Annotated in this window: 16 protein-coding genes, 1 tRNA gene and 1 pseudogene; 9 read left to right on the top strand and 9 right to left on the bottom strand. The window is 39.3% G+C overall.

Annotated features, from left to right (window positions below):
* Nucleotides 1-56: 56 nt before the first annotated feature.
* The gene (locus tag HGD76_RS04915; protein WP_168694530.1) at nt 57-194 is read left to right on the top strand and encodes a hypothetical protein; all 138 of its coding nucleotides are present in this window, start codon (nt 57-59) and stop codon (nt 192-194) included.
* A gap of 372 nt (nt 195-566) precedes the next feature.
* Here HGD76_RS04915 and moeB read toward each other — a convergent pair whose 3' ends face one another.
* Entirely contained in the window at nt 567-1,739 is a 1,173-nt protein-coding gene (moeB, locus tag HGD76_RS04910; RefSeq protein ID WP_148763290.1) for a molybdopterin-synthase adenylyltransferase MoeB, read from the bottom strand.
* Nucleotides 1,740-2,107: 368 nt separating this feature from the next.
* A pseudogene (locus HGD76_RS04905) lies at nt 2,108-2,173 on the bottom strand (DUF4079 domain-containing protein); the annotation flags it as partial.
* A gap of 128 nt (nt 2,174-2,301) precedes the next feature.
* Here HGD76_RS04905 and HGD76_RS04900 point away from each other — a divergent pair.
* The 3 genes from HGD76_RS04900 (at nt 2,302) to HGD76_RS04890 (ending at nt 6,337) form a co-directional block, all read left to right on the top strand.
* Nucleotides 2,302-2,907, top strand: coding sequence for a TIGR02466 family protein (locus HGD76_RS04900; RefSeq protein ID WP_168695132.1), 606 nt, complete (start codon nt 2,302-2,304; stop codon nt 2,905-2,907).
* A gap of 186 nt (nt 2,908-3,093) precedes the next feature.
* Nucleotides 3,094-5,352 (top strand): calcium-binding protein, encoded by a 2,259-nt coding sequence (locus HGD76_RS04895; RefSeq protein WP_168695131.1) that lies wholly within the window; start codon nt 3,094-3,096, stop codon nt 5,350-5,352.
* Between the two features lie 214 nt (nt 5,353-5,566).
* Nucleotides 5,567-6,337, top strand: a complete 771-nt coding sequence (locus HGD76_RS04890) for an RNA methyltransferase (RefSeq protein ID WP_168695130.1) — start codon at nt 5,567-5,569, stop codon at nt 6,335-6,337.
* A 16-nt stretch (nt 6,338-6,353) separates the two neighbouring features.
* Here HGD76_RS04890 and HGD76_RS04885 read toward each other — a convergent pair.
* The 3 genes from HGD76_RS04885 to HGD76_RS04875 form a co-directional block, all read right to left on the bottom strand.
* Nucleotides 6,354-6,426 (bottom strand) — tRNA-Ile (locus HGD76_RS04885).
* A gap of 428 nt (nt 6,427-6,854) precedes the next feature.
* A complete protein-coding gene (locus HGD76_RS04880; RefSeq protein WP_168695129.1) occupies nt 6,855-8,426 on the bottom strand; it encodes a group II intron reverse transcriptase/maturase in 1,572 nt (523 codons plus the stop codon).
* A gap of 550 nt (nt 8,427-8,976) precedes the next feature.
* Nucleotides 8,977-9,213, bottom strand: a complete 237-nt coding sequence (locus HGD76_RS04875; protein WP_015078732.1) for a hypothetical protein — start codon at nt 9,211-9,213, stop codon at nt 8,977-8,979.
* Between the two features lie 192 nt (nt 9,214-9,405).
* Here HGD76_RS04875 and HGD76_RS04870 point away from each other — a divergent pair, with 192 nt between their 5' ends.
* Nucleotides 9,406-9,657: a macro domain-containing protein gene (locus HGD76_RS04870; protein WP_148763300.1), complete on the top strand. Its 252-nt coding sequence runs from the start codon at nt 9,406-9,408 to the stop codon at nt 9,655-9,657.
* Between the two features lie 46 nt (nt 9,658-9,703).
* A complete protein-coding gene (locus HGD76_RS04865) occupies nt 9,704-10,867 on the top strand; it encodes an NAD(P)/FAD-dependent oxidoreductase (protein ID WP_168695128.1) in 1,164 nt (387 codons plus the stop codon).
* Here HGD76_RS04865 and HGD76_RS04860 read toward each other — a convergent pair.
* The 3 genes from HGD76_RS04860 to HGD76_RS04850 all read right to left on the bottom strand — a co-directional run bounded on the left by HGD76_RS04860 (nt 10,842) and on the right by HGD76_RS04850 (nt 14,127).
* The gene (locus HGD76_RS04860) at nt 10,842-11,474 is read right to left on the bottom strand and encodes a hypothetical protein (RefSeq protein ID WP_148763304.1); all 633 of its coding nucleotides are present in this window, start codon (nt 11,472-11,474) and stop codon (nt 10,842-10,844) included. The two genes, HGD76_RS04865 and HGD76_RS04860, sit on opposite strands and share 26 nt — an antisense overlap.
* Nucleotides 11,475-11,540: 66 nt before the next feature.
* Nucleotides 11,541-13,232, bottom strand: coding sequence for a dihydroxy-acid dehydratase (gene ilvD / locus HGD76_RS04855; protein ID WP_148763306.1), 1,692 nt, complete (start codon nt 13,230-13,232; stop codon nt 11,541-11,543).
* Nucleotides 13,233-13,356: 124 nt separating this feature from the next.
* The gene (locus HGD76_RS04850) at nt 13,357-14,127 is read right to left on the bottom strand and encodes a pentapeptide repeat-containing protein (RefSeq protein WP_168695127.1); all 771 of its coding nucleotides are present in this window, start codon (nt 14,125-14,127) and stop codon (nt 13,357-13,359) included.
* A gap of 52 nt (nt 14,128-14,179) precedes the next feature.
* Between HGD76_RS04850 and HGD76_RS04845 the strand changes: the two genes are divergently transcribed.
* Nucleotides 14,180-14,335: a hypothetical protein gene (locus tag HGD76_RS04845; RefSeq protein ID WP_233467043.1), complete on the top strand. Its 156-nt coding sequence runs from the start codon at nt 14,180-14,182 to the stop codon at nt 14,333-14,335.
* Here the strand turns inward: HGD76_RS04845 and HGD76_RS04840 are convergent.
* Nucleotides 14,310-14,630, bottom strand: coding sequence for a DMT family transporter (locus HGD76_RS04840; RefSeq protein ID WP_015078726.1), 321 nt, complete (start codon nt 14,628-14,630; stop codon nt 14,310-14,312). The genes HGD76_RS04845 and HGD76_RS04840 overlap by 26 nt on opposite strands.
* A 187-nt stretch (nt 14,631-14,817) precedes the next feature.
* Here HGD76_RS04840 and HGD76_RS04835 point away from each other — a divergent pair, with 187 nt between their 5' ends.
* Nucleotides 14,818-15,561, top strand: a complete 744-nt coding sequence (locus HGD76_RS04835) for a DsbA family protein (protein ID WP_168695126.1) — start codon at nt 14,818-14,820, stop codon at nt 15,559-15,561.
* A 295-nt stretch (nt 15,562-15,856) separates the two neighbouring features.
* Nucleotides 15,857-16,552 (top strand): CAP domain-containing protein, encoded by a 696-nt coding sequence (locus HGD76_RS04830; protein ID WP_168695125.1) that lies wholly within the window; start codon nt 15,857-15,859, stop codon nt 16,550-16,552.
* Nucleotides 16,553-16,559 lie beyond the last annotated feature (7 nt).

Raw genomic sequence — 16,559 nt, 5'->3', positions numbered from 1 at the left:
CGACCTTCAATGTTGTGCTATGATATCTAGTATATCAGACATATTAGGATTTGGCAATGCCTCGGATTAAATTTAAACCACAAAATCAGGTAGCGTACGATAAATCACCTTTGCAGTTTAAGGTGTTGCCTGGGGTCAGAGAAAAAATTAAAACCGTCCCTAACACAGCAGCAACGGTTAAGGGAATTTGTTGATCAACTTATTGAAGACTTGGACAAACAGTAATATATGGATAGTTATGGGTAGAAATTATCAAGCTGTTTCTACCCCTCAATTCTGTTAATTAACCTCACCTACCTGGAAACTGCTATAGCTAAATTCTCCATGAAGTTTATGCAAACTTTAGACATCTTACTTTTTAAAAGAAGTATAAGTAATAGACAATTTTGGTATTTTTTAAAGATTTTTTTGTATAAATTAGATACATAAATCAAATTATATTTCCATGTATTAACTATAAAAAGATACCCGAATCATCCAATAAATCGGGTATCTTGTTGTTGAGATCAGATTGGGGATAGTTAGAGGTTTTTCCCAAACATTATCAACAATCCCGCCCAAAATTATTAATACTGAGGAACAGAAGCGTCTACTTCTTGACTCCAAGCATTAATTCCCCCTTTAACATTTGTGCCAGTAATTCCCGCTTCCTTGAGGATAGCCAAGGCTTTCGCCGAACGTCCACCCAGTTTACAATGAGCAATTAAACGGTGTCCATTGAGTAAGTCCTTCACCTTAGCCACACCATCACCATTTTCAATATCTGGTAAAGGGACTAACACAGAACCAGGAATTTTAGCAATTTGGTACTCATGAGGATTACGCACATCTAGCAGCACAAAGTCCTTTGCACCACTATCTAATAACGCCTTCAATTCCTTCACAGTCATTTCTTGAACTTCCATTTGCTGTTTCGCTTCTTCGGCTTGGGCTTGGGGAATCCCACAGAATTGTTCGTAATCTATCAGCTTGTCAATAACTGGACGGATGGGGTTAGGACGCAGTTTCAACTCCCGGAATTTCATATCCAAGGCGTTGTAAAGCACTAGTCTACCACTCAAGGTAGTACCATTCCCCAGAATAATTTTCACTGTTTCTGTGGCTTGAATAATCCCAATCATTCCCGGTAAAATTCCCAGCACTCCACCTTCTGCACAGGAAGGAACCATTCCTGGTGGTGGTGGTTCGGGATATAAGTCACGATAGTTGGGTCCACCTTCATAGTTAAAGACGGTTGCTTGTCCTTCAAATCGGAAGATAGAACCGTAGACGTTGGGTTTATCTAACAATACGCAAGCATCGTTGACTAAATACCGCGTTGGGAAGTTATCAGTGCCATCAACAACGATATCGTAAGGCCGAATAATATCTAAGGCGTTTTCGGAACTTAAACGAGTTTCATACAAATCAACCTGACAATGGGGGTTAATTTCATGAATCCGGTTTTTTGCTGATTCGATTTTCGGTTTACCCACCCAGGATGTCCCGTGAATAACCTGACGTTGCAGGTTAGAGGTGTCCACAACATCAAAATCAACAATACCAATTCTGCCTATACCTGCTGCTGCAAGATATAACAGCAATGGTGAACCTAGTCCACCTGTACCGATACAGAGTACACTGGCGGCTTTTAGGCGTTTTTGCCCTTCCATGCCCACTTCTGGCAAAATTAAGTGGCGGGAATAGCGTTCGTAGTCGTCTTTTGTCAACTGGATTTCATCCAGATTGGGATTTAGCATAGCAGTTGTAGGAATCAGCGCGGAGTATTAATGTTAACTTAAATTTGCTAATTTTATCAGTTTAATTGTCTCGGCTGGAAACTGGTGGTTGTCATCAAGACTCCAGCTTTGCAGTTTACCAGCTTGAGTATTTAACTTGTAGGGATAATATCACACAAGAGTATTCTGTCCAAAGGTAATAGAATACCGAAAGATTCTGGGTTTGTTCTGACCCGTAACATCCAAATACCAGTTATGGCTAAAAATAAATAGGCTAGTACCGCAGGGCGGAAGTCAAAAGTCAAAAGTCAAAAGTCAAAAGTCAAAACTAATATACAGTAGGCTTTTTGGCGATTGAATATGGTTGCTTTATTTCCGCCAAGCTGTACTAGTAAAGATAATCCCATTGACCAAGCGGCTATTTTCCATAACCATAGAAAGGAAGGTAGGTGCATAAAACAGTTCAGTGCAGGAAAGTTACCTATTGAGCTTAACAGGACTTCAGCTTTTTTTTATTTTTAGTTGTCCATGTTTTCTGCCAAACTACAAAATTCATAAATCACTATCAACGTAAATCAAAATTATGGCTGGTTCTAGAAATGATTGGTTTCCCACGTCTGTTTGGCATTTTTCCCTAGAAAATTATCAGCAATTAAATCCTCCACTCTTAGAAACCATCTATGGGGAAGAACGTCGGGATAGTCAGGGTGAGAAATGGTCAAATATATTAGGATGGCATAGTGGGGATAAATTGCATGAAATGGATAGTTTTGACAACCTTACACAAATCATTAATCAAAATGTCTTAGAAGTTGCCACATTTTTACAATGGGACTTACAAAAGTTTAGTCTCAAAATTACAACTTGTTGGGCAATTATTAATCGTAAACTTGCCTCCAACTCTGTACATAATCATCCCAACTCAATTTTAAGTGGAGTTTATTATCTGAAAACTCCTGAAAATTGTGGTGGCATATTTTTCTCTGATCCGCGACCAGCTTCACAAATGATCGTACCACCATCTATAGAGTTTAATCTCTGGACTTTCCCCAAAATCACTTATAAAGCTCGTGAAGGGACGATGTTAATATTTCCCAGTTGGCTGTTACATGGTGTGGAAATGAATATGAGTGATGAAGATCGGGTATGTATTAGTTTTAATATTGGCATAGTACCTATAAATAGATAATCTTTAATTAATCAAAAATTAACTTTTAGCAGGATTTTTAATCAAGAAATAGCCAAATCATAGTGCCTTCTTAACCTCTGCGTGAGATTCTACTGAAAGGTAATATTCATATTCGGTAAGTATAGGTTCTCCTAAATTTACCAAGCATTGATTCAGTAAGCATTACAAAGAAAACTGAGAGATTTTATGGCTAACACACCATTCGATACAACCCAACCGTCTCAAGTAAAAGGATTAAATGGTTACACCGTTGACCCTATTTTTACAGTTGGTGACAAAATTGGGAACTATGTTGCTCCTGGGATTCTTGACGGTATTGGCGCTTACTCACTCAACGATACAACTGTTCGTGTATTAGTTGTTAATGAGGTAGCGGCTACTGATGGTTATAAGTACACCCTGAAAAACGGTACTCAACTCCCCGGTGCAAGAGTTAACTATTTCGATGTTGACAAGCGGACATTGCAAATTGTCAATGCTGGATTAGCCCATGACACCATCATCAACCGCAAGGGTGAAGTTGTTGATGCTGCTACTGATTTAGAATTTGGTGGTATTCAACGTTTTTGTTCCGCTGCTTTGTTTGAAGCCAACCAGTTTGGTGCGGGTATTGGTTTAGCTGATCGTATTTTCTTCTCTGGTGAAGAAACCTATGGTGGGACACAATTTGCTTTAGATACCAAAACCAATGTCTTATATACTCTTCCTTGGTTTGGTCGGGCTGCATGGGAAAACGTCACTGAGTTGAACACAGGCCGCACTGACAAAGTTGCTTTTTTAATTGGTGATGATCGCGGACCTGCACCTCTGATTCTCTATATTGGTGACAAAAATGCCAAGAATGATGGTAGTTTCTTAGACCGGAATGGACTTGGACAAGGTAAGCTCTATGTTTGGGTTGCTGATGACCCCAGTAATGCTACTGATCCGATCGAAGCTGATCCTAGAGAATTCAAAGGTACAAACAACTCTACCGTTGGTAAGTTTGTAGAGATCAAATATTATGACCCTGCTCTTGCTAATACTGCTGTTGATGGACAAGACTCAGATACAAGCATTCAAAATGAACTTGGTTATGATGCTCAAGGCTTTGCCACCCAAGCACAGCAAGATAAATTAGCCGCAGATGTCAAAGCATTCTTGTTTTCTCGTCCTGAAGATGTATCTACCAACCCTAAAGACGGTACACAAGTAGTCCTAGCTTCCACAGGACGTGAAACTATATTTGATGGTGTAGATACCTATGGAACGACCTATAAGATTGATATTGACTTCAATAATATCAATACTGGTGACATCTCAGCCAAAATAGACATTCTCTTTGATGGTAACTTAACCAAAGATGCCAGTCTCCGTAACCCTGATAACCTTGACTGGGCTGATGATGGCAAAATCTACTTTAACGAAGATCGGGCAGCTACAGCAGCTATTTTTGCGGGAACATCGAAGGAAGAAGCATCTATTTGGAGAATTGATCCTTCAGTTGCTAACCCTTCTTCAACCCTGACCCGAATTGGTCAAATAGATCGGTCTGCTGTCCCTTCTGGTCAAACTGACCCTAGCCCAACTGATATCGGTAACTGGGAAACCTCAGGTATCCTGGATGTTTCTACTCTGTTTGGTAATGCTCCTGGTACACAGTTTATCTTTGATGTTCAGGCTCATAGCCTTCGTGATGGCACAATTATCACTGCAACCAATATTGATGGCAACGGTGATGGTACAAGAACTAGACAAGAAAACCTGGTAGAAGGTGGTCAGTTATCGTTCTTAATCGCGCCTAATGCCAATTTGATTCAGGATACACAATTCCATGCTGGTACACCTAATGCCGATACAATTGTAGCCAAGCAAACTCCTGGCTTTGGTGGTATTAATGATGTCGTGTTTAGTGGTGCTGGTAATGATGAGATTGATAGTGCGGCTGCGGGCGCTCTTGCCGGCAATAACATTATTGATGCTGGTAGTGGTGGTGATACCGTGTTTTTAGCCAATGGCGATCGCGCTTTTGGTAGTGATGGCAATGACACATTCTTTGGAGATGAAGCCAGTAATTTCCGTGCCTCTGGTGGCGCTGGTAATGATCTGTTCTTCCTGGGTAATGGTTCTAATGGTCGTGCCTTGGGTGGTGATGGTAATGATACCTTTGAAATTGGTCTTGGTGGTGGTCACACCCTATCTGGTGGTGCTGGCGCTGACCAATTTTGGATTGTTTTTGGTGAATTAACCAAAGCTACTAACACCATTCTAGATTTCCAAATTGGTACTGATGTAATTGGTATTTCTGGCGCTAAGAGCTTAGGCATCACTACCGCCAATCTAACTTTGACTCAAGTTGGTGCTGATACTGCGGTTATCTTTGGTGGTCAAACTTTAGCCACTTTAACTGGTATTCAAGCGAGCGCTTTGAGTGTGGCTAATCCTAATCAGTTTGTCCTGGTTTAATTAAAGCCAGCATTTAATAGTAATTACTTGTAATTAAATACCTTGGCAGGACTTGATATTTTTACAAGTTTTGCCAAGGTTTTTTAACTTTTGAATATTGTGCATAAGTTCTAGTATTTGATATTTTTTTACTTAAACCACTAGTTTTGCATATAGATAATGAATGCATTAAATGTTGAATTATGATGATTAGAGCCAGTAAAAGTAAATAAGTATGATAGAAAGTTTTAATATACAACCCAGTTGCCATAACGTAATTATCGTATTAGTAGAACCAGCCGGACCATTGAATATAGGTTCAGTGGCCAGAGTTATGAAAAATTTTGGCTTATCTAAATTAATATTAGTCAATCCTCAATGCGATCGCACATCCTCGGATGCTATAAAAATGGCAGTTCGTGGCAAAGACATTTTAGAATCTGCGATCATAGTAGATACATTACCAGCAGCATTACAGGGCTGTGTCCGTGCCATTGCAACCATGGGACGGGACTACAGTGGAGAAATTCCTCTAGAAACCCCTCGCACCGCTTTACCCTGGTTATTAGCAGCAGCAGAAAAGCCTGTAGCTTTAATTTTTGGCAGGGAAGATAGGGGATTAACTAATGAAGAATTAAATTATGCCCATAAATTAGTTTTTATTCCCACTAATCCAGAATATCCATCTTTGAATTTAGCTACTGCGGTTTCTATTTGTTGTTATGAATTGTCACAATCTACAGAATTATTTATAGATGAGAATATACCTGTTTCAGAAATTGCCCCGTTAGATGCGATAGAAGCATACTATCAACAATTGGAATCTTTATTGCTGTCTATTGGTTATCTTTATCCTCATACCGCAGCTAGTCGCATGGAAAAATTCCGCTACCTGTATAATCGTGCTTATCCACAAACTGCGGAAGTGAGAATGTTAAGGGGGATTTTACGACAGATAGAATGGGCAATTAACAGGCAAAAACCTGAAAAACGTGATTTATTATAGTTAGGATTTTGCAAAGTGCGCCCTGCTGGAATCGAACCAGCCTGAAGACGAATTATGAGTTCGTTGCCTCCCCAATCGGCCAAAGGCGCTTATTTACTTGGATTTTAACCCTGCAGTTTTAGTTTAGTCATTGATTTATGACTTCACTTCAACAACAGTACACTATTCTACCATAATTTGGCAACCTGTAAACAATTATCAACAAAACCACTAATTTCACTAAATCTAGTGTTCGGCGAATATTTCTGGTAGTTCTGTTTATTGACACTCCCCGGTCTACAGACACGGGGAGTGTCAAACTAACGCTACTTGAATTCTGGCATAAACTTTTACAGCTTTCCCATTTTTAAACTGTGGATTTTTGACCTTTATGGCATTCAAGGCATTAAATTTTACATTTCTTATTATTTGTTGACACTTGTCGGATGATTGGTAGAGTCGAGGGGGAATATTATTTCCCGCCCCTCTCTGTTAAATCTGGACGTGCCATTTTCACGGCATCCGGCTCCCGATGTTCTTAGCTTTCGCGTTTGCTCATGTGTATGTAATCGTGGCAGCTTTCGTGAATTGCTGTAAGGTTCTTTATTTTCCAGTTTTCGTGGTTTCCATCTACATGGTGCAAATGTACCTTTTCATCACTGAGCATTTTTAGTCCACAATGACCACATTTATGGCTTTGCCGTTTAAGGGCTTTAGAGGTAATATTGTTATAGAGCTTACTATTACGCTCGCTCCAATAACTCAAGTCTCCGTCATAAGGCGATTTTCCACCTTTGACATTGATGTGTTTGTTTTCGGAGTAAGGAACTGATGGAAACGCTATACCTATCAATTCTGTGCAGGTATGGCGATTTTGCTTAGTTTCTTTGTTGAATACCCTAAATGCTCTGTTATGAATGTGGTATAGCGAGTTACGCGACCCATCCATCTTGCAGAAGCGGTGGTAATTCCTCCAACCTCTAACTACAGGGGCTAGTTTTATAGCCTTAGTGGTAGCACCATAATTCGAGTTGTTGACGATGAATTTTACTTTCTTGCGAAAAGTTTTATAATTGTCCACTGATGGAACGCATCTAAACTTCCCGTTTTTCTGGACTTTGAAGTGCCAGCCGAGGAAATCAAACCCATCTGTCGCGGCGGTTAGCTTGGTCTTTTTCTCACTGACTTTCATTCCCCGCTCTGCTAGGAACTGACTGATTTTGTCAAGTATTTCTGTGGCATCGTCTTGAGGTCTAAGTATTATCACCATGTCATCTGCGTAGCGGATAGATGGTTCGACAATCTTGTAGCTTGGGGTTTTGTTAGTAATTTCACAATCACGTTCATGATATCTGTGCATACTTTCAATCCCATTTAAGGCGATGTTAGCTAATAGTGGACTTACTACCCCGCCTTGAGGTGTTCCTTGTTCAGGAAACTCTGGGTTGACTCCGGCTTTGAGACAACGAAAGATTCCTTGTCTTATGCTATAAGGAGCGATGAGTCTGTCCATTATGGCGGTGTGGTTTATCCTATCGAAGCATTTTTCGATATCGAGTTCTATAACTCGTTTATTTATTCCGTTGGCTTTGGAGTTTAGATTGAGATAAAGGATTTTCTGGGCATCATGTGCCGAGCGACCCGTCCTAAACCCATAACTCCTAGCGTGGAATGTTGCCTCGTGTGCTGGTTCTAATGCGTATTTGATAAGGCATTGATATGCTCTATCTGCAATAGTGGGGATTTTCAACATCCTCATAGTACCGTCCTTTTTGGGGATGGGTATTTCTCTTAGCCCCTGGTGTTTCCAGTTGCTAACGGATGCTTTTAGCAGTTCATTAAGCTCAAAGCGTTCCTTAAAGGTAAGGGACTTTTTGCCATCAATTCCTGCGGTCTTTTTCCCAGCATTTAGCTGTGATACTTGACGAATAGCCAGTAATCTTGCTGCGGTTGATTTCAGAATCAGCTTTTGTAGGGACTTTGCTTTGCGCTTGTCTCCAACTTGAACCGCTTTGTACACTCGTTTTTGTAGGCGGAATAGGTTACGCCGGAATTTCTTCCAGGGCAACGTCTTCCAAGATTCACTAGAGTTATCCCTGTGTCCAACCATGCTCTGCTCCAATCTGTGTATTCTGAACACCTCAGACCAGTTACGGTCTGTCCTACCCGAATTGAGGGGATTCCGCTGCTCGTCCAGCCTACTTAGGGTTCGACCGCCCTCAGACCCTCAACCCGTTTTTATTCGTTCCCTCGGTTGATTGTTAGTTCCGTTAGGTGTAGCCAATTCAACCACTGGATTCCCTGGACTCTTACCGCTATTGATAAAAGATGCGGCGGGAATTAGCTCCAGTAAAGTCAGGTGTTGTTGTTGTGTCCTGCTTTGGACTAGGTTGCTTTTTGAGGCTCTGTTTCACCATGGGAACTCCCCGTTAACGCCAAGTGTCATCTCACAACAGATGTCTGATTGCGTCCTGTTCCTAGCTTCGACCTCCCGAAACCGAGTCGGGTCATCGTAGGCAGATAGGGAGTCATACCTGAGTCTGGTAGATGGGACTTACACCCATATCAGACCGAGAGTTCAACCTTTTTCTATTTCTAGATTGGGTTGGTTAGCTTATGTACGGACTGATTACCGTGATTCAGCTAACAACGAATCGCACTTAATCATTCCATTCACCACGAGGGGGAACGGGTGTGCGTAGGGGTGTACGTGTTAACTCATCATCTCTGGTGAAATCACCGCGTAACCATTGACGGATAGCCACTTCAATCACTTTACTGGGGTCATTAGTGAGATGTTGAATTTGCTCTATTAATTCAGAATCTAGATGCAGAGCGATTTCTGTCTTGTCAGCGCGTTTATTATCTGCACCGTTAGGTTGTTCTTGCATATTCATCGTTTTAAATACTCTGAAATAGTTTAATTGAAAGCGTTGTCAAGCAGTTATGATATTTATAATTTCAGTCTATTTAATTGTAAGCTGCTGAGTCATCAACACTAGGAATTATAAATAGACTTTACACCCTTTCCAGGTAAGCGTAAAGCTCAGTTGCTTAAGTCCTAGTATACAAGCAAAACTTCTACGTAGTTGAGTAACTACTCTGAGACAAGTGGATTGGTGTTAAAATGGATTCAGGATAATTATAAACAACAAGGTATAAAATCTTTGGCAATGTCGGCTTTAGGTTGTGGACTTGGTAATTTACAATGGCAAGATGTTGGACCATTGATGTGCAAGTTTTTAAAAGAGTTAGATATTCAAGTTTGTATATACTTACCCACTGATGGAAAAATTGCTGATGAATTTCTGACAAAAGAATTCTTGCTTTCATTAAAATGAATAAAACATTTAATAATTCATGTGCAATATACATTTTTACTAAATTATGAAAACTTACGACTGGATTATTATTGGTGCGGGAATTACTGGGGCTGCACTTGCTTATGAATTAACAAAAATTGGATTTTCTGTACTTTTGTTGGAACAATACCAAACACCCCAAAATGCTACCTGTTATAGTTATGGTGGCATTAGTTTTTGGTCAGCAACAACAGCAATTACAAAACAATTATCTACAGAAGGGTTAACCCGTCATCGGATATTATCAGAAGAATTAAATGCAGATACTCAATTTCGGGAATTAGATTTATTAATGACTATTTCCGTAGATATTAATCCCGAAATAATGGCTAAATCTTATCAAGATGTTGTTATTCCTCCGCATTTAATTAGTATTCAAGAAGCTTGTGAATTAGAACCTTTTTTAAACCCCGAAGCTATATCTGGTGCATTAACTGTTAAACATGGTCATGTTCACCCAGAAAAAACTACCCAAGCTTACATTCAAGCAATGGTAAATTTAGGAGGAGAAATCCAATTTGGGGAATTTAGAGAATTAGTAACTACTTCTACGAAAAAATGTACAGGTGTGAAAACAAATACTAATACTTTTCAAAGTGATAATGTTGTGATTTGTGCTGGGGGAATTACTCGTAAACTACTAAAATCAATGGGTATTGCTGCGAAAATATATTTTTCTCATGCAGAAATCATTGAAATACCATCTACAGATATTCAATTACATAGCTTAGTATCACCCGCAAATTTGCAAAGATTTCAACAAGAAGCAGAATCTACTCAAATTGATGAATTATGGGATAACCCGAATCATGAAATACTATCACCAATTTTAGATGCTGGTGTGGTGCAATTTCTGGACGGGAGTTTACGCATAGGTCAAATTAGCCGGGTTTTAACAAATCCGCAAGCGGCAATTAACTCAACAGCAAGTGAACAATGGTTACGAGAAAGTATTACGAACATATTACCAAGTTTAGGAAATTTACCAGGAACATGGCATCATTGTTTAGTGGCATTTACTCAGGATAAATTGCCTTTAATTGGTGCTATTTCTGAATTTTCAGGACTACATATATTTTCCGGTTTTAGTAGTCCTTTTCTCTTTGTACCACCTTTAGCTGTCCGGTTTGCTAATTTTGTATCTGGTCAAAAAGATGAGATAATTAAACAGATGTCTCCTGACCGTTAGAATTAGTCATCATATTTTCTGGATCTGATTTCATGAGTTTAGCAGCTTCTTGTAATAGTGCTTTTTGTTCGTTGTGAATAACTTCTAAACGCTGGGAAATTTCAGCTAACCTTTGCTGTTTACTTTGAATTTTCCCAATGCCGAAAATTCCCACTTTAGGAAATGTTATCCAAAGAGATTTTAATAATTTTTGTAGTAATATAAAAGGAATTTTAAAAATTGACCAACTGGCAGTTTCTATAATTCTAACAATTGCTTTAATGATACTCCAAATCACTGCAATTGTAAATAATAAAATTATTCCACCCCTGACAGGGTGATTTATTCCCCATGTGAATATTTCTAATACTTGGAAAAACCAGGGATATTGTGATAAAAAATCATGCACAGATGTATTAATAGTTTTTTGAATTACTCCTGATGTATTATTAGTAATTTTCTCGACATTGTGCCAATTATTTTCTAAATAATCTTTAGTATTATCAGTTGTTTTTGTCGCTTGTTGTTGTATAGATTGAGTGAAAGAATCTAAATTTTGATTAATACCATTTTTCAATATTTGCCAACGTTGAGTAACTGTTGCTGATAAGTTTGAATTTAGCTGCATAATCTTCAAATATACTAAATTTCAGATCCCCGACTTCTCAAAGAAGTCGGGGATCTCATATAATTACTAATTAGCAAATAAGTCCAAATCTGTTACTGCACCCACACTACTGGAAGCTACAAGTTTGGCATATTTTGCCAGTACCCCTTTGGTATATCTGGGTGGAAGTGGTTGCCAATTTGCGCGACGAGTAGCTAATTCTGCCTCTGATACATTCAGTTGCAACAACCGGGCATTGGCATCTATGGTAATGCTATCACCTTCTACTACTAAGGCGATGTTACCACCTACAGCCGCTTCTGGGGCAACGTGACCGACTACCATGCCGTAAGTACCACCGGAGAAGCGTCCGTCGGTAATTAAGCCTACAGAGTCACCTAAACCAGCCCCAATAATAGCGGAGGTGGGGGCTAACATTTCTCTCATACCGGGTCCGCCTTTTGGTCCTTCGTAGCGGATAACTATAACATCCCCAGCTTGGATTTTTTTGGCGAGAATTGCCTCTAAACAGGATTCTTCCGATTCAAATACTCTCGCGGGTCCTGTAATTACAGGCTTTTTGACTCCGGTAATTTTGGCTACTGACCCTTCTATGGCCAGGTTGCCTTTGAGAATGGCTAAGTGTCCTTGGGCATACATGGGGTTATGCCAAGGACGAATTACGTCTTGGTCCGTCCGTGGTTCTGCGGGGATATCTGCTAAGACTTCGGCGACTGTTTGCCCGGAAATGGTGATACAATCACCATGCAGCAAGCCATGGGCTAATAGCATTTTCATGACTTGGGGAATACCGCCGGCTTTGTGTAGGTCGGTGGCTACATATCTACCACTGGGTTTTAAATCACAGATGACGGGAACACGACCGCGAATGGTTTCAAAGTCGTCTAAAATTAGTTCAACACCAGCAGCGCGGGCGATCGCTAGAAAATGTAATACTGCATTGGTAGAACCACCCACAGCCATAATCACGGAAATGGCGTTTTCTATGGATTTGCGGGTGATAATTTGCCGAGGTAATATTTGTTTTCGTATAGCTTCAACGAGGACAACGGCTGATTTTTCGGTGCTGTCGGCTTTTTCTGGATCTTCAGCAGCCATGGTGGAGGAGTAGGGTAAACTCATGCCCATTGCTTCAAAAGCTGAAGACATGGTATTGGCTGTAAACATCCCTCCACATGAACCCGCACCGGGGCAAGCACCGCGTTCAACTGCTAACAGTTCATTTTCGTCAATTTTACCAGCACTGTATTGACCAACGGCTTCAAAGGAACTGACAACAGTTAAATCTTTACCCTCATAGTGTCCGGGTTTGATTGTACCACCGTAAACAAAGATAGCAGGGATATTCATCCGCGCCATGGCTAACATTGCCCCTGGCATATTTTTATCACAGCCACCAATTGCTAATACACCGTCCATACTTTGCCCAGTACAGACTGTTTCTATGGAATCAGCGATAACTTCCCGTGAAACGAGGGAGTATTTCATCCCTTCTGTTCCCATGGAAATGCCGTCACTAATGGTAATTGTCCCGAAAACTTGGGGCATTGCACCAGCGGTTTTAATCGCGGTTTGCGCCCTTTGTGCCAGTTCGTTTATCCCCATGTTACAGGGGGTAATGGTGCTATAGGCATTGGCTACACCGACAATGGCTTTGTTAAAATCTGCATCTTCAAAACCTACAGCCCTAAGCATGGCGCGATTAGGCGATCTTTGTACCCCTTGTGTGATAGCTTTACTTCTAAGATTTTCTGACATTTATCTTTTTCCCTTCTGTGCCATTATTGCTTGTTAGTTAGTATCCTAAGTTAAGACGAAGCTGCATAGAACAAGATTTTCATAATCATTAACCGCAGATAATGATAGATTAATGAACTGGGTATTAGAAGGGCAAAAATTGTAATAAGACTGAACCTAGACTACCCGCAAAATCGATAAAGCTGGGTTTACCTGTATTCACTGTTTCTGTGTAAGGGGTTTTTAATTCTAAAATAAATGCTTTGGCTGTTTGTGTTCCTTCACTATTCTTTTCTTTTTCAAATAGTTCTATTGCTTTTTGGGCATCTTCTAAAGCGTTTTTTCTATCTAAACTTTGGTAACTAGCGACACCACGGGCTAAATATGCCCCAGCATAGTCTGGTTTAAGTGCGATCGCTTGGCTAAAATAATCAATAGCTGGTTTAAGATTCCCCTTTTCTGCTGCTGCTACACCCCAAGCATAAAAATCTTCTGATTTAGCAATTTGCAAAGGTATTCCTACCGCACCTTGAAAATTTGTACCTGTAATATTCGCACCTTTCAATTCAGCATTCATTAAATAAGTATCTCTTAAATCAGCACCGCTTAAATTTGCACCACTAAGTTTAGCCTCACTTAAATTTACACCAAATAAACTCGCACCGCTTAAATTCGCACCCCGCAAATCCGCACCAGCCAAATTTGCCCGACTTAAATTCGCACCCGCAAGATTTGCACCGTTTAAATTTGCCCCAGCTAAATCAGCCATTACTAATCCAGCGTTACCAAGAAGACATTTTGGACATTGTTTATTTGCCAATAACTGTCTAATATCCTCATAACTTGCAGCTTGCACTGCACCTGATAAGCTCATACTAAGTAAAAATACAGATGTTAGGAAAATTTTACTGTTCATAATTTATTTTTGTATTAATCTAAGTTTCTGGTTTAGTGTGGTAATTGGTCAGTTGTCAGTAGGGGCGAAGCATTTGGAAGATAAATTATCGGTCATTGCCAAAAATAGTTCTCCAAATGCTTCGCCCGTACAGTTGTCAGTGGTTGTTAGTAATTATTTCCCCCTGCCTCTGCCTCGTCCCTTTACTCAGCCAAATTTAAACCAATAATACCGATAATTATAAAAGACATAGAGATAATTTTTACCAGCGTAAAAGACTCATGAAACCAAATCACGCTAATCGTAGCAATTATCAGAGTACCAAAACCTGCCCAAATAGAATAAACTATACTCACCGGAATTGTCCTGAGAGAAAGAGTTAAAAACGTTAAGCAAAGTCCATAAAATACAAAAATAAAAATTGAGGGGATAATTTTGGTAAATTCTTCTGACAGTTTCATACAAGTTGTACCAGAAACTTCAAAAATAATTGCTGCTATCAGATAAAGCCAACTGATTAACATAACTGTTATAGCACTCCTATTCGATTGGGATATTTACTGCAAAATTTTGTCCAGAATTAAATTCTATGTAAACTTTAATTTAAAAAATGTATATTAACTAAAGGCATTATTTCAGAAACTTGAAATAATTGCTGTTTTATCCGCTACTTGATAAAATCACATTGCTAGTGCTATACCTTGAAAAAAAATGTTCAAAATTTTGACTCATTTCCGAAATTTAGCAATTGTTAGCTTGATCGGCTTGATATTAACCTGGTCACTTCCTGTCCAAGCTGATACCAAAATCAACCCCCAACTAGAACAACAAGTTTTAGAAATTATCCGCAAAAATCCCGAAATCATTATTAAATCTGTAGAAATATACCAGCAGCAACAGCAACAGAACATCCAAAAATCACGACAAAAATTTATCAATGATTTTCAAACAAATCCTCAATCCGTAATTGGTGATTCTCCCACAATTGGTGCAACCAAATCAAAAACAGTATTGATAGAATTTTCAGATTTTGAATGTCCTTATTGTGCCGAAGCCCATCAAACACTCAAAGATTTATTGGCAAAATATCCAAATAAATTCACTTTAGTTTATAAGCATTTTCCCCTTTATCAAATTCATGATCAAGCATTACCCGCAGCTACAGTAGCTTGGGCAGCATATCAACAAGGTAAGTTTTGGGAATATCATGATGCCTTGTTTACCAACCAAAAACAATTGGGTGAGACTTTATATTTAGACACTGCTAAAAAGCTCAATTTAAACCTCACAAAATTTGGCAATGATCGCAAATTAGCTAATAAATCCATCCAAAAAGACCTATTATTAGCCCAACAATTAGGATTGGGTGGCACACCATCTTTTATTATGACCAGTCCAAATTTTGCTGGACCGGTAAAACTCACAGAAGTGGAAGAAATATTGCAAGGTAAATAATAAAATCTGATGGTTAAGCAATACTTTATACCAATTTTATCGTTGTTGCCAATAAATCTGCACCTTTAGCTAGAGGTGGCACGTATTGGTTAACTGTTCTAATTGCAATAAGTGTAAGGAGTAGTCTTATGAGAAGTGATGAGGATAACTTTTCGCTTCTCAATTCCTATTTTGACAAATCATCAGTTTATTTACAAATAACCCTTTACATTTAATAACCAAAAATATTACAACAGGTAATAGGTAGTTATCGAAAAAGATTACTACTACAGTAAACAAGAAAACGGGGTCATGAATGCGTTACCTGGGATTTTTGATATTATTACCTATTACGCTGGCAACTACTTTTTCTGATCAATTACTAAAACCTCCAGAATCTACCATTCAACTGCTTGCTAATAAAAATAATCAAACTTCATTAGCACAAACAAGTTATCTGTCCACCTTGGAAAAACAAGTAATTGCGGAAACTAACAAAGTCAGAACAAATCCTCAATCATATTTGCCCATTTTAGAAAATTATAAACAGCGGTTTCAGGGAAATCGCGTCAAAATTTCCTATAATACCTATTTAATCACCCAAGAAGGCGTAAAACCAGTTAATGAAGCGATAACTTTTTTAAAATCCGTCCGTCCCGTCAGTGCATTACGTAGCTCCAAAGGAATGTCTTTAGGTGCGCGAGATCATGCTAAAGACCAAGGATCAAAGGGAACAACAGGTCATGATGGTAGTGATGGTAGCAACCCTAGCGCTCGCATCAATCGTTATGGTAAATGGCAAACTACCGCTGGTGAAAATATCAGTTATGGCCCAAATACAGCCCAAGATATTGTCATGCAACTAATAATTGATGATGGTGTACCTTCCCGTGGACATCGGACAAATATTTTTAACCCATCTTTTCGGGTAACTGGTGTAGCTTACGGTTCTCACAAACAATACAGAACTATCTGCGTCATTACCTATGCCGGTGGTTATATCGAAAAATAGAACTTAC

Origin of the sequence: Dolichospermum flos-aquae CCAP 1403/13F (assembly GCF_012516395.1) — a bacterium.
Taxonomy (GTDB): domain Bacteria; phylum Cyanobacteriota; class Cyanobacteriia; order Cyanobacteriales; family Nostocaceae; genus Dolichospermum; species Dolichospermum lemmermannii.
Note: the sequence above shows the minus strand (reverse complement) of the source record. Positions and strands in the feature narration are given on the sequence as shown.

Bases quoted from the DNA above. Each gene is read 5' to 3' on its own strand.
- HGD76_RS04915 (WP_168694530.1), top strand. From the start codon at position 57: ATGCCTCGGATTAAATTTAAACCACAAAATCAGGTAGCGTACGATAAA.
- moeB (WP_148763290.1), bottom strand. From the start codon at position 1,739: ATGCTAAATCCCAATCTGGATGAAATCCAGTTGACAAAAGACGACTAC.
- HGD76_RS04900 (WP_168695132.1), top strand. From the start codon at position 2,302: ATGGCTGGTTCTAGAAATGATTGGTTTCCCACGTCTGTTTGGCATTTT.
- HGD76_RS04895 (WP_168695131.1), top strand. From the start codon at position 3,094: ATGGCTAACACACCATTCGATACAACCCAACCGTCTCAAGTAAAAGGA.
- HGD76_RS04890 (WP_168695130.1), top strand. From the start codon at position 5,567: ATGATAGAAAGTTTTAATATACAACCCAGTTGCCATAACGTAATTATC.
- HGD76_RS04880 (WP_168695129.1), bottom strand. From the start codon at position 8,426: ATGGTTGGACACAGGGATAACTCTAGTGAATCTTGGAAGACGTTGCCC.
- HGD76_RS04875 (WP_015078732.1), bottom strand. From the start codon at position 9,213: ATGAATATGCAAGAACAACCTAACGGTGCAGATAATAAACGCGCTGAC.
- HGD76_RS04865 (WP_168695128.1), top strand. From the start codon at position 9,704: ATGAAAACTTACGACTGGATTATTATTGGTGCGGGAATTACTGGGGCT.
- HGD76_RS04860 (WP_148763304.1), bottom strand. From the start codon at position 11,474: ATGCAGCTAAATTCAAACTTATCAGCAACAGTTACTCAACGTTGGCAA.
- ilvD (WP_148763306.1), bottom strand. From the start codon at position 13,232: ATGTCAGAAAATCTTAGAAGTAAAGCTATCACACAAGGGGTACAAAGA.
- HGD76_RS04850 (WP_168695127.1), bottom strand. From the start codon at position 14,127: ATGAACAGTAAAATTTTCCTAACATCTGTATTTTTACTTAGTATGAGC.
- HGD76_RS04840 (WP_015078726.1), bottom strand. From the start codon at position 14,630: ATGTTAATCAGTTGGCTTTATCTGATAGCAGCAATTATTTTTGAAGTT.
- HGD76_RS04835 (WP_168695126.1), top strand. From the start codon at position 14,818: ATGTTCAAAATTTTGACTCATTTCCGAAATTTAGCAATTGTTAGCTTG.
- HGD76_RS04830 (WP_168695125.1), top strand. From the start codon at position 15,857: ATGCGTTACCTGGGATTTTTGATATTATTACCTATTACGCTGGCAACT.